This is a genomic window from Sphaerospermopsis aphanizomenoides BCCUSP55 (assembly GCF_001586785.1).
Classification (GTDB): domain Bacteria; phylum Cyanobacteriota; class Cyanobacteriia; order Cyanobacteriales; family Nostocaceae; genus Sphaerospermopsis_A; species Sphaerospermopsis_A aphanizomenoides_A.
Genome location: NZ_LUFH02000025.1, coordinates 42,932 through 54,896 on the forward strand (window position 1 = coordinate 42,932; position 11,965 = coordinate 54,896).

The following is an 11,965-nucleotide window of genomic DNA, read 5'->3' on the forward strand; positions in this document are numbered from 1 at the left end:
TGGAATTTATCCATCTCCTTTTTTATTCCCTGTTCAAAATTAATAACTTCCGTTCCCAATCACCAATCACCTATTTCCCAAGAGTAAGTTCTTCCTTTTTCCCTAGAATACCTTGAGGTCGCCAAATCATCAGTACCATGAGAATTAGACCGATGAACATAATCCGAAAAGCGCCGATCCTTTCTACATCTAAAGGAACGATTTTTGGTAAAAACTCCCGTGTTAGGGCATCGTAAGCAAAGTAAATGACTGCACCTAAGATTGTACCAATGTTATTTCCAGAACCGCCTAAAATGATCATAATCCAAGCATCAAAAGTGAGTTGGGGTTGAAAATTATCAGGATAAATGGCGCTAAGTTGCCAAGCGAAGAAAGCACCGGCAATACCAGCAATTGCTCCTCCTAGCATTAAAGATTGTAGTTTGTACCAAAAGACGTTTTTACCTAATGCTTTGGGTACTTCTTCATCTTCACGGATAGCTTTGAGAACTCGACCCCAAGGAGATTTGACTAAAAATTCTAACCGCCAAAATACAAACATTAATACTAACAAAGCCAACAACATCAAACCTGCTTTGGGGTTGTAATTATATAGTCCCATCACACCAGCAACATAAATTGCTAATGATAATAAACCGAAAATTATACCCACTACCAAACGGGACACAAATTCTTGTTTAGTGCTATTGCTTGAGGATTTTTGGGCAGTTTTAATCCAGCGCCACAAAGAAAATAGAGTAATACTTGTTAGTAAGGTAAGTACGCCAATCATCAGCAATCGGAAAAATAAACTTGGCGTTGTATTCCAGGGTATAGCATAACTCTGGACACCAAACGCCCCAGATATCCAAGTATCACCCACTGGTAAATCTTGGTTATTGATTACCAAGCGAATCAATTCTCCTGTGCCGATAGTGACAATACCCAGATAATCTTCCCGTAAGCGTAAAGTTGCAAAACCAATGATCAAACCCAACAAAGCGGCTACAATAGCCCCTGCGAGGGTTGAAAATAATAGAGGTACACCTTTTAAACTTAATAAAACTGTGGTATACGCACCCAAGGTCATAAAAGCAATATGACCAAAGTTAATTAATCCTGTAAAACCCCACTGTAAATTTAGCCCCAGTCCAAACAGGGCAAAGGTAGCGGTAGAAATAGCCAGAAAAATAAGATATTCAATCATAATTAGTCATTAGTAAGTTATTCTTTCCGTTATATAAAACCTACACCCTACACCCTACACCCTACACCCCATCTCCCGATTTCGTAATGCAACGAGCTAGATTGTAGTGTACCTTGGGTATTGTCAAGTATGAACTTGAATCATTGCTATTTTTGTTAGGTGTCCAGAATAGTTAATATTATGAATTTACTGCGGATTAGAATGCACCACCTAATCGAGCAAATAGCCGATGAGGAATTGCAAGCTGTTTGGGAAGTTGTCCAAGCCTTGCATTTTGACTCTTATACGCTTAAAGCTATAGAAGAAGTTAAGCAAACGCAGCATCCGTGGGACATACTAACACATGATGAGGCCATACGACTATTGATGTTCCTGTAAATCAAATATAAAAATTAGCAAAAAATGGGTGAGTAAGAGTGAATTTGGAAGTGCGCTATGCTAGGTCTTTTTTAGTAGACCTCAAAAGTTTAGAACCTGTTGCTTATGAACGGGTGTATGATTTTGTCTTTGTTGAGTGTGCTGCCCAAAAATGGCAATTGCATAGTCTTCCAGAATTGCGACAGCTTGATGATGATGGGATTTTTTATCGTTTTACCTTAGATAATTATTTAATAGGTGTAGAAATTACAGGGGAAATAGTTAAATTTTTGTGTGTCATTCCTATGCCAGATGTTTGAGTCATCAACAGGGTGTAGGGGGTAGGGTATAGGGTGTAGGGAAGACTGGGGGGAGCAACGCGAGCGTTTTGAAAAGACGGGGCTTGTATCCCAAAGGTGGTCAGTGAGTCTGTCGAACTGTTGTTGGGGCTGTCTGGAAACTCTACACCCCACACCCCATACCCTGTTACCTTCTTCCTCAAAGTAAACTGTATAAGACAAAGCAGGGATCGCCAGAACCATACATTAAACTGGAGTTTGACAACTTTATATTAGAGATTTCCATAATGGATGCTAGGGCGCTTTGGCAAAGATACCAAGATTGGTTATATTTCCACCCAGGATTAGAACTGTATCTGGATGTAAGCCGGATGCGGTTTGATGATGCTTTCGTGGCATCGTTACAGCCTAAGTTTGACAAGGCGTTTGCAGATATGGCAGCTTTGGAGAAGGGAGCGATCGCTAACCCCGACGAAAACCGGATGGTAGGTCACTACTGGCTGAGAAATCCCGATTTAGCCCCCTCCCCAGAACTGACTCAAGAAATTGTTCAAACCTTAGAACAAATCGAAGCTTTTGCTGACCAGGTACACACTGGGGCTGTTCATCCCCCCAAAGAAAGCCGCTTTACTGATGTTATTTCCATCGGTATTGGCGGTTCGGCTTTGGGTCCCCAGTTTGTTGCTGAAGCCCTTTCCCCAGACTCTCCACCCCTGAACATCCATTTTATCGACAATACCGACCCCGCAGGTATTGACAGGGTTCTCTCCCTCATTGGTGATAAGCTGGCCACCACCCTGGTATTAGTCATTTCTAAATCTGGTGGTACACCCGAACCCCGCAACGGCATGATTGAGGTGAAAAAAGCCTACGCTGCCAAAAATCTCGACTTTTCTAAATATGCAGTTGCCATTACTAGCGCAGGTAGTAACTTAGATAAAGTTGCGAAATCTGAAGGTTGGTTAGCAACATTCCCCATGTATGACTGGGTGGGAGGACGCACTTCAGAAATGTCCTCTGTAGGGCTAGTACCTGCCGCTTTACAGGGTATTGATGTTCGCGCCATGTTGGCAGGTGCTAAGGAAATGGACGATGCAACCCGCATCCCCAATCTAAAAAATAACCCAGCAGCTTTATTAGCCTTGTCTTGGTACTATTCCGGTAACGGTAAAGGCGAAAAAGACATGGTTGTTTTACCCTACAAAGACAGCTTGTTATTATTTAGCCGTTACCTGCAACAATTGGTGATGGAATCTTTGGGTAAAGAACAAGACCTAGATGGTAAAACCGTGTATCAAGGTATTGCCGTTTATGGTAACAAAGGTTCTACTGACCAACACGCCTATGTACAACAATTGCGCGAAGGTGTACCTAATTTCTTCGCTACCTTGATTGAAGTATTAGAAGATCGTCAAGGAAAATCTCCAGAAATTGATCCGGGTGTGACATCTGGTGATTATCTCTGCGGTTTCTTGTTAGGAACTCGTCAAGCATTGTATGAGAATAATCGTGATTCCATTACAGTCACTATTCCCCAAGTTAATCCCCGCACCGTTGGCGCGTTAATTGCATTATATGAACGGGCTGTAGGATTTTATGCCAGTTTGGTAAATATCAATGCTTATCACCAACCAGGAGTAGAAGCCGGTAAAAAAGCAGCCGCCGCAATTCTTGATTTACAACAAAAAGTAATGACAGTATTGCAAACAGAAAAGAAAGCACTTTCTATTTCTGAAGTTGCTGATAAAGCTGGTGCTGCTGAACAAGTAGAAGCCATTTACAAAATTCTCCGTCATCTCCATGCTAATAATCGCGGTGTGGTGTTAACTGGTGATTTAGCTAAACCAGGAAGTTTAACTGTTTCTCTCGGTTAAAAACAATTATCTTTGTTAATTATTAAATCCTCGATTTCTTCACGAAGTCGGGGATTTAAATTTTTTAATCTCACGCAAAGACGCAAAGTAAGAAACACTAGATAGTTATGCTTAGGAATTTAATTTAATTTAATTTTAAAAAAATGATCTAGGGTGATTTGGGCAACAAAAGATAATAAGCAAATCGGTGTGAAAAAACAGAGGTATATAACAAAATGTAAACTTGCTAAAAGTCTCTTCCCTCTTGCCTTTTGCCTTTTGCCTCTTGCCTTGCCATAATGACAATTTTCAACGTCAACCTACTTATGTTACAATTATCTGAGTTTGAATAATTGAGTTAAAAACTATGACACAATTAACATCACAACAACCAAGAAGAAGAGGTCGAATTTTTCCTGAATTGACCTTATCACCGGAAGAATTAGCAAAACGTGAAGCAGAAAGAGATGCCTTTCATCAGCGTTGTTGGGCAATTTTTGAGCGTGTCCGTCCAGAATTAATGAAAGAACATTATAACTGGTATATTGCTGTAGAACCAGATAGCGGTGATTATTTCATTGATCAGGATATGGAAGTTGCTAGTCGGAAAGCACGAGACAAACATCCTAATGTAATACACTTTCTATTTCGGATCAATGAAACAGGAGTAACGGGAAGAATATGATCCAGGGCTATTTTGGTGATGAGGGGCAGTTATTCTTTGAAGTTGAATTAATTACAAATGATGGCTTCAACTTGCCTGTTGATGCTTTGTTAGATACTGGCTTCACAGGCTTTATGGCTATTAATAAACAAGATTTAGATGCTTTGAATTGGCAATTTATTAGTGAACAAAGAATGCGAACTGCACAAGGAATAAAGGTTTTTGATATTTATTCTGGTAAAGTGGTTTTGGATAATCAAGAATATGAAATTCCTGTTTATGCTGGAGATCAATTAACGGAGATTTTATTGGGTTCGCGGTGGTTAGAGTTTTTACCATTGGTGGTGAATTTTCCCGCAGGTATTTTGAATTTAGGGTAATTTTTTGATACAATTAATATAGTTAAAATTGGAGTTAAAAACCATGACACAACTCACACCAAAACCACCCAGAAGAAGAGGTCGAATTTTTCCTGAATTGACTTTATCACCGGAAGAATTAGCTAGACGTAAAGCCGAAGATGAACTATTTTATCAACGTTGTTGGGCGATTTTTGAAAAATTGCTTCCTGAGTTGATAAAAAATAATTATGGATGGTATATTGCTATCGAACCAGATAGCGGTGATTATTTTGTTGATCAGGATAAGGAAACTGCTAGTAAGAAAGCTAGAGAGAAACATCCTAATGTGATACATTTTTTATTTGGCATCAATGAAACCGGAGTAACTGGTAGAATATGATAAATGGTTATTTTGGTGATAAGGGGCGGTTATTGTTTGAAGTTGAATTAATTACTGCTGATGGTTTAAATCTGCCTGTGGATGCTTTGTTTGATACTGGTTTCACAGGCTTTATGGCTATCAATAAACAAGATTTACAAGGTCTAAATTGGTCATTTATATCTAAGGAAAAGCTACGCACTGCACAGGGAGAGTCAAGATTTGATATTTATTTAGGTAAGGTAATTTTGGATAACCAAGAGTATGAAATTCCTGTTTATGCTGGAGATGAGTTAACGGAAATTTTGTTGGGTTCTGCGTGGTTGGAATTTTTGCCTTTGGTGGTGAATTTTCCAGCGGGTGTTTTAACTTTGGGATAGGTTTTAGAAACGAACCACTCCAGACGCAGAGAACGCAGAGAGAAGAGTTTATTTTTAATTTATTGGTAAGTCTTGTAAATAATAAAAACTATCTTTTTTCCAATAATCTGCTTTAATTCTTCCTAAGTAACCGGTTAATGGTGATGATAGTTCTATAAGAATGTCGTATAATTCTTTTTCTTCTAAATTTTGAAGTGGATGTTCATAAAGATATGCTATGCGAAGTTCACCAACTTTAGCGTCTTTAGTACCTGTTTTTTCTAGATGTTTTTTGACGAGTTGAATAATGTGCGATCGCAATTTTATTTCTTTTTCTATTTTTTCTATATATTCGTTAATTTTATAGTCTATTTGTCCTGGTTCTAAGTATTCTTTTAATTCAATTAAATTTATTGCACCTGGATATTTTGCTTTTAGTTCTACTAATTTTTGTAATGTCATAGCTTTAATAATACTGGTTTTAGATATTTTCGCAGATTTTTCGAGAGATTGTTTGAGTTGTTTGGTAGGTTCACCAGGTCCAATAATTAACCGTACTGCTTGCAGATAATTTTCTTGCAGATGTCTTTTACCAATTCTATCTAATTCTTCTACTGCACGATCTGGAATGCTTCTACCTGCTTTACATTCGCAAACTAAAGGATAAGGTTGTGAACAATATAAGTCTAAACCTCCTGCACCTCCTTTATAAGCATTTTCTACTTTGAATCCTAAAAATTCCAAACTTTTACGGGATATGTTTTCAAAGTCTGTACCTGCTTGATAATTGCTTTTTTTCTCTTCAAATTCTATACTTCTATCTCCTAAAGATGCTATGGTTTGAATCCAAGCTAAATCAGAATTTAGTGTATTTGCAGTTGGTTCGCTACTCCAACCTAAAAATACGTTGATGTCATTTTCTAATTGCTGTGCTGCTGGGTTATTTTTAGCTATTTGTGATAATAAATTATGTAATTCTTCCAGTTCAGGGTGTAGAGGAGGTTGGCGGTTTTCTAGTTGTTGTTTACGTTGATTAAATACGTAATCACTTAATACAGGTTTTGTTTCAGATACAGAAATGTTATTAGGTAAAGGTGCAAATTTTCCTACTTTTTCTTGAATGTTGTGAATAGCTGGAATTTCATAAGGTTTATCTAAATGATAAACTCGTAAATAGGCTAGGAAGAAATGGGGACGGTTTTGTAATATTTCCTCAAATAATTCTTGTTTCCAGATTGTTAGTTGAGATAAAATATCTAATTCTTCTCTCTTATATATACGTTCGCAAAATTCACATCTAGCCCATGCTTTAATTAAAGTATTATTTGTAGATATTCCTAAAGGATACAAACTAAAAGTTTCACCTATATGTAGAAATATAGACGGTATAGCTACAATCATTCTACCTTGTATTAAGGCTTCAACATCTGAGCCAGGTAAAACCATAGCGCGATGAATTATAATGTGTTCATACATGATTTATAAAATCGCTAATTACAAATTGTTAATTTTGAAAAACTCATCTATATCTTTTTGTATAGAATTATCATCATCTAAAGATATAGTTTGACTATTAGATGAGTTGTTTTTTAAGAGAGCAAATAAATCTCCTGTATCTTCTTCAATGCTATTAGCATTAATTACACCAGAAGGATCACTCAATATTTCCAGTAATAAAGGATGTTTAATGATAATATCCTTAGCAAATTCTTTAACTTGTTCACCTTTCAGATTATGTAATGTACAGTCTTGATAAACATAATATAAATCTATTAGTGGTTTAATTTCTTCCTCCTTTAAATCTACTTGTTCTCCATTTTGATTTTCTACCAAAGTTTGTAGCTTGCTATAAGCCAGACAATTTTTATTAATTTTTCTGTTTGCAGAACGAACTAAACAACCTCTCGTTAAACCAAATGTTTCATAGTCTATCAATCTTTGTAAACCACCATTAACAGATGTCATGCGAGTATGTTGTAAAACAGCAACTCCAATAGTAAATGATTTACCTTGTTCTTCTCCAAGAATTTTAAAATTTATCCAATTGTTATTTTTTGCTTTAGGTTTAATATCAACTTCTATACTGTTAATTTTTAATTTATTGAGTTTTTGCCCGGTTGATGTTTCTCCCTCTAAGATTTCCCCGACTAAAGTCTCAAAAGCAAAACACAAAGCTTTACTAATGAGTTCATTATCATCAAGATAATTCTCATATTCTATTGTACTTTGATTTGCTAGAGCTATTTTAAAAAGTTCCGATGGGGGTTTAATTGGGTCATTGATTTTTTCTGCACACCATCTTAATGCTTCCCGTGGTGTGGGTCTGTTTTTACCATAATTTCTTAACTCATCTTCAGTAAATGGATAAAGTGGATTTTCAGGATTTAGATTTTTGCTTTCATAAAAATCCCTCATACGAATAGAAACCAAGTCCACCATAGTATTACTATCAAGGAATTTTAACTCTATTGGTTTACTATTTGTATATGTTGAAATTCTATCTATTACCCCTCCGAACTTCTGGATTTGAAATTTTAATGTATCAGGAAACATTACAGTAGTAATGACAATTCCTCTCCCTAAATCTGATAATTGAGGGGTATCATGTAACCGTTTAACTAAATCAGCAATAATTTGTGGTGTAGTTAATCCATTTTCATTACAGTCTTTATTTTCTCCTTCATCAAAACAAATAACTACTGTATTATATAAACTAATTAAACTTAACATCTGCTGAATATTTTTTAGTGCTTCAGCTTCTCTATCTTTCATGTTTCTGATGGTATTTGGTAATCCCATAGCATCTATATGAGATTGTGCAATATCATCTCCAGCTAACCATTTAATAGCACAAGGAGCATAAGTTTGTGAAAGTGTCCAGAGAATAGCCCTAATTATGTAAACATCTACTTTTGGTTTAGATTTAATTATTTGTTGAACTAATAATTCCATTAAGTTTTTGTTGTTAGCAAGACCATTTGTATATATGCTGTCGAATCTGGCTACTAAATTCTTGGGTGTAATAATATTAGAATTAGGGTTAATAGATTTTAAGGCTTCATTGGCCATTGCAGTCGCTATTTCTTGCCATTTTGTGACATCCTGTTTACCAATATGACAAAGACTGTCTACCACAGTTTGTTGGAATTGGTAAGTAATGATATCTAAATCTGTATATTTATTGCCACTAGCATAAATGAATAAAGCGTTGTCTCTTTGTCTAATTTGATGTCCAATGCGGTGAATAATATGAGTTTTACCTGCCCCCATTTGAGCAGTAATTAAAATAGTGGTTAATTTTTGCTGATTATTTTTTACTAAATCAATTGCTTGAAAAACAGCATTGGAAGCATGAGCATTTAAGCTAGGAACATCCAGAAATTTTTTCCCAAAAACATCTTGTTCTTTAACGATACTTGTATTGATGAATGGATTATGACTTTGAATAGCAGCTTTTATTTCTTCAATGGAAGAAAATACAGTGTTGTTCATAATTTTTGAGAGGGTATTTAATGAATCAATAAATTAGAAGTGATCAAAGATGAGCAAAAATTGAGTTATTGTAACTTTTTAGCATAGTAGCGTAAACCAGCACCAGGGATTGTAAGAGAATCGTCTCTTCTATCAGGAGTAATATCTGGTATTTCTCCTGTCATCAATTGAAAAATATCCTCTGCTTGCATTTCTAATAACCAATCATTAAATTCTGTGCGACTAACTCGCTCTCCTATCTCTCTCCTTATGCGATAAATTTGTACTAAATCATCTAAATTGTGATCCTTGTTTAACTTCTCATAAACATCCAACGCGACAGTTTTAAACTCCTCATAGGAACTAATAACCCCATCACCTGAAGCAACCGGCGCACTTACCGCAACATCAATACTACTTATCCACCGCAACAACGCATTAGCAGCCCAAGTACCAACAATAGTTCCCTCAAACTTAAACTCACCACTACGCAAACCCGCACCCAACACTTCTAAACCAATTGGTGACATGAGAGTATAACCAGTCCGAGAAACATTAACCGCCCCCTGCATTTGCAAATCCTCTAAAATCTCCTTATAGTCAGCCATCTTCTGACCCTTAGCCACTATCCGCTTCGTCAATAAACCTTTTTTCACTTCCTGTTCATTTGCTCCCAAATCCCACAACGCCAGCAGCAAGCGAGTTTTAGCGTAACCCGCCTGTAAATCCTTTGTTTTTGAACTCATGATGATGTATGTTAAATAACTGAAATTATTATAATAATGATTGTTATTTTTATGTCACCACAGCCAAAAAATTGTTTATTTTCTCGATATTGCTTATTAATTGCTCAAATTATCTACATAAAAAGCAATAGAGAATTTACGTAACTTATAAATTTACTAGTTACTATATATTGAGTATAAAACTGTTACAATAATTGTTTAACCAATTTCGCAATTTTTAATTGTCTGAATCAGGATATCCAGGATTAAAGGATTTTCAGGATTTTTATTTGTATGATGCTGGATATGATTAGTAGATTTTAATTGTCTGAATCAGGATATCCAGGATTAAAGGATTTTCAGGATTTTTATTTGTATGATGTTGTTTAGGATTTGCAGATTGTAATTGTCTGAATCAGGATATCCAGGATTAAAGGATTTTCAGGATTTTTATTTGTATGATGTTGTCTAGGATTTGCAGATTGTAATTGTCTGAATCAGGATATCCAGGATTAAAGGATTTTCAGGATTTTTATTTGTAAGATGCTGGATATGATTAGTAAACTTTAAGAAGATTTTATTTATCAATCAGATATCTTATATTGAAAGCAATGTAATCATAATCATGCTAATTCAACTTAAGAGAATGTAAGTGTTAATTAAAATATTGAATATCGCCATCCTCTACATCCTAAAATCCTGGACATCCTGATTCAGACAAAATAATTACGAATTACGAATTATCCTCTACATCCTCAAATCCTGGACATCCTGATTCTGACCAAAAATATTAAATATCGTCATCCTGTACATCCTCAAATCCTGGACATCCTGATTCTGACAAAAAATATTAAATATCGCCATCCTCTACATCCTCAAATCCTGGACATCCTGATTCAAACAAAAAATATTAAATATCGCCATCCTCTACATCCTCAAATCCTGGACATCCTGATTCTGACAAAAAAATTCTAACTTTTGACTTTTGACTTTTGACTTTTGACTTCCCGAAGGGTGTCCTGATTCAGACAAAATATCTAACTCCACAACCTTCTCCCAGCTTTCCCATTTAATCTTTCATGAGTATCATTTAACAAAGCCGGAATATCTAAATTTTCAGGACATCTAGGTAAACAATCACCACATTCTGTACAACGATTTCCCTTCATTCCTGGAAACCAATGACCCGCATTTTCAAACATTCCATAACGATATTTTCCATAGTCATTCATATCATAAGCAACTGCTAAATTTCTTAATCTTAAAACTTCAGGAATATTGATATTTTCCGGACAAGGTAAACAAGCATAACACTGACTACATTTATCAATTCCTAAAACTTGACTTTTCTGATTTTCTAATCTTTCAAAAACAGTAATTTCCTCTGTTGTTAACTCACCAACATTATCAGCAACTGCTAAAGGTGCAATTAATTCTTCTGGAGTAGCAGCACCTACACTCAAAGTTGTAATTCGATTATCACTCAACAAAAAACGATAATTTAATTCCAAAGGTGTAAATGGTTGACAGAGTTCTTTTAACTTATCCGGTGGTGTATAAAGTCTTCCACCTTTATCAGCAGGAGAAATGATAAACACACCCATATCTTTTTCTATTGCTGCTTGAATAGCTGAAGCGTGACGTTGGAAAAAATAATAATAATGGAGATTAACAAATTCAAAAAAATCTGTATTAATTGCTGCCAAAATAATCTCTAAAGCACCATGAGTAGAAAAACCAATATGCTTAACTCTGCCATCATCTACCGCTTCTTGTACAGCTTGCATACAGCCGTTTTTAGCTTCTACCCATTCCAGATGTTCTCTAGTATTTAAACCATGAATACCCAAACAATCAAGATAATCTAAATTTAAACGGTTTAAAGATTGATCAATATACCGACCCATAGTATCAGCATCAGCACAGGGCGGAATTTTAGTAGTGATATATAACTGATTTCGTGGTACAGACAAACCTGTTTTAATTGCTGTACCTAAATACTCTTCACTTTTCCCATAACCCCTAGCAGTTTCTATGTGATTAATACCTAAAGATAAAGCTTTTTCAATAGTTTTATAGGCATTTTCTGCGTCAGCCAAATAACGCATTGTCCCCAAAGAAAAAACCGAGAAGTGTAAATTAGTTTTACCAAAACGACGATATTGCATAACAGGGAATAGGGAATAGGGAATAGGGAATAGGGAATAGCATCCAAACAATTAAAGGATTTTTGAGGGTTAGCCAATGATTGAAATGAGAGTCGCTGGTATAGCATTAGATGCCATAACCCGCAGCCCGATTGTATTGCTAAAAGATAGTTCAGATCGTCGG

Annotated in this window: 12 protein-coding genes and 1 pseudogene; 8 read left to right on the forward strand and 5 right to left on the reverse strand. The window is 35.8% G+C overall.

What is annotated here, in order from left to right; genetic code table 11:
* Positions 1 to 70 precede the first annotated feature (70 nt).
* Positions 71 to 1,186, reverse strand: coding sequence for a branched-chain amino acid ABC transporter permease (locus A0J48_RS08760; RefSeq protein ID WP_200322253.1), 1,116 nt, complete (start codon positions 1,184 to 1,186; stop codon positions 71 to 73).
* 180 nt (positions 1,187 to 1,366) lie between these two features.
* Here A0J48_RS08760 and A0J48_RS08765 point away from each other — a divergent pair, with 180 nt between their 5' ends.
* The 7 genes from A0J48_RS08765 to A0J48_RS08795 all read left to right on the forward strand — a co-directional run bounded on the left by A0J48_RS08765 (position 1,367) and on the right by A0J48_RS08795 (position 5,459).
* Positions 1,367 to 1,564 carry a hypothetical protein gene (locus A0J48_RS08765; protein WP_200322278.1) on the forward strand — a complete coding sequence of 66 codons (198 nt, stop codon included), beginning with the start codon at positions 1,367 to 1,369 and terminating at the stop codon, positions 1,562 to 1,564.
* Between the two features lie 38 nt (positions 1,565 to 1,602).
* Positions 1,603 to 1,863: a cytotoxic translational repressor of toxin-antitoxin stability system gene (locus A0J48_RS08770; protein WP_200322254.1), complete on the forward strand. Its 261-nt coding sequence runs from the start codon at positions 1,603 to 1,605 to the stop codon at positions 1,861 to 1,863.
* Positions 1,864 to 2,129: 266 nt separating this feature from the next.
* The gene (locus tag A0J48_RS08775) at positions 2,130 to 3,716 is read left to right on the forward strand and encodes a glucose-6-phosphate isomerase (RefSeq protein ID WP_200322255.1); all 1,587 of its coding nucleotides are present in this window, start codon (positions 2,130 to 2,132) and stop codon (positions 3,714 to 3,716) included.
* Between the two features lie 346 nt (positions 3,717 to 4,062).
* A complete protein-coding gene (locus A0J48_RS08780) occupies positions 4,063 to 4,380 on the forward strand; it encodes a hypothetical protein (protein WP_200322256.1) in 318 nt (105 codons plus the stop codon).
* Positions 4,377 to 4,739, forward strand: coding sequence for an aspartyl protease (locus A0J48_RS08785; RefSeq protein ID WP_200322258.1), 363 nt, complete (start codon positions 4,377 to 4,379; stop codon positions 4,737 to 4,739). Before A0J48_RS08780 ends, A0J48_RS08785 begins: the two co-directional genes overlap by 4 nt.
* 43 nt (positions 4,740 to 4,782) lie before the next feature.
* Entirely contained in the window at positions 4,783 to 5,100 is a 318-nt protein-coding gene (locus A0J48_RS08790; RefSeq protein ID WP_200322259.1) for a hypothetical protein, read from the forward strand.
* Entirely contained in the window at positions 5,097 to 5,459 is a 363-nt protein-coding gene (locus A0J48_RS08795; protein ID WP_200322261.1) for an aspartyl protease, read from the forward strand. The genes A0J48_RS08790 and A0J48_RS08795 overlap by 4 nt, the downstream gene beginning before the upstream one ends.
* A 54-nt stretch (positions 5,460 to 5,513) precedes the next feature.
* Here the strand turns inward: A0J48_RS08795 and A0J48_RS08800 are convergent, their stop codons facing one another.
* The 4 genes from A0J48_RS08800 to A0J48_RS08815 form a co-directional block, all read right to left on the reverse strand.
* On the reverse strand, positions 5,514 to 6,914 hold the full coding sequence (locus A0J48_RS08800) for a DUF1802 family protein (RefSeq protein ID WP_200322263.1): 1,401 nt from the start codon (positions 6,912 to 6,914) through the stop codon (positions 5,514 to 5,516).
* A gap of 18 nt (positions 6,915 to 6,932) precedes the next feature.
* The gene (locus A0J48_RS08805) at positions 6,933 to 8,930 is read right to left on the reverse strand and encodes a P-loop NTPase fold protein (RefSeq protein ID WP_200322265.1); all 1,998 of its coding nucleotides are present in this window, start codon (positions 8,928 to 8,930) and stop codon (positions 6,933 to 6,935) included.
* Positions 8,931 to 8,995: 65 nt separating this feature from the next.
* Positions 8,996 to 9,655 carry a hypothetical protein gene (locus A0J48_RS08810; RefSeq protein ID WP_200322267.1) on the reverse strand — a complete coding sequence of 220 codons (660 nt, stop codon included), beginning with the start codon at positions 9,653 to 9,655 and terminating at the stop codon, positions 8,996 to 8,998.
* Between the two features lie 1,016 nt (positions 9,656 to 10,671).
* A complete protein-coding gene (locus tag A0J48_RS08815) occupies positions 10,672 to 11,802 on the reverse strand; it encodes an aldo/keto reductase (protein ID WP_200322269.1) in 1,131 nt (376 codons plus the stop codon).
* A 76-nt stretch (positions 11,803 to 11,878) separates the two neighbouring features.
* On the opposite strand from A0J48_RS08815, the pseudogene A0J48_RS08820 reads away from it, so the two are divergent.
* Positions 11,879 to 11,965, forward strand: a pseudogene (locus tag A0J48_RS08820) (bifunctional nuclease family protein); the annotation flags it as partial.

Bases quoted from the DNA above. Each gene is read 5' to 3' on its own strand.
- A0J48_RS08790 (WP_200322259.1), top strand. From the start codon at position 4,783: ATGACACAACTCACACCAAAACCACCCAGAAGAAGAGGTCGAATTTTT.
- A0J48_RS08815 (WP_200322269.1), bottom strand. From the start codon at position 11,802: ATGCAATATCGTCGTTTTGGTAAAACTAATTTACACTTCTCGGTTTTT.
- A0J48_RS08800 (WP_200322263.1), bottom strand. From the start codon at position 6,914: ATGTATGAACACATTATAATTCATCGCGCTATGGTTTTACCTGGCTCA.
- A0J48_RS08805 (WP_200322265.1), bottom strand. From the start codon at position 8,930: ATGAACAACACTGTATTTTCTTCCATTGAAGAAATAAAAGCTGCTATT.
- A0J48_RS08765 (WP_200322278.1), top strand. From the start codon at position 1,367: ATGAATTTACTGCGGATTAGAATGCACCACCTAATCGAGCAAATAGCC.
- A0J48_RS08780 (WP_200322256.1), top strand. From the start codon at position 4,063: ATGACACAATTAACATCACAACAACCAAGAAGAAGAGGTCGAATTTTT.
- A0J48_RS08760 (WP_200322253.1), bottom strand. From the start codon at position 1,186: ATGATTGAATATCTTATTTTTCTGGCTATTTCTACCGCTACCTTTGCC.
- A0J48_RS08775 (WP_200322255.1), top strand. From the start codon at position 2,130: ATGGATGCTAGGGCGCTTTGGCAAAGATACCAAGATTGGTTATATTTC.
- A0J48_RS08795 (WP_200322261.1), top strand. From the start codon at position 5,097: ATGATAAATGGTTATTTTGGTGATAAGGGGCGGTTATTGTTTGAAGTT.
- A0J48_RS08810 (WP_200322267.1), bottom strand. From the start codon at position 9,655: ATGAGTTCAAAAACAAAGGATTTACAGGCGGGTTACGCTAAAACTCGC.
- A0J48_RS08785 (WP_200322258.1), top strand. From the start codon at position 4,377: ATGATCCAGGGCTATTTTGGTGATGAGGGGCAGTTATTCTTTGAAGTT.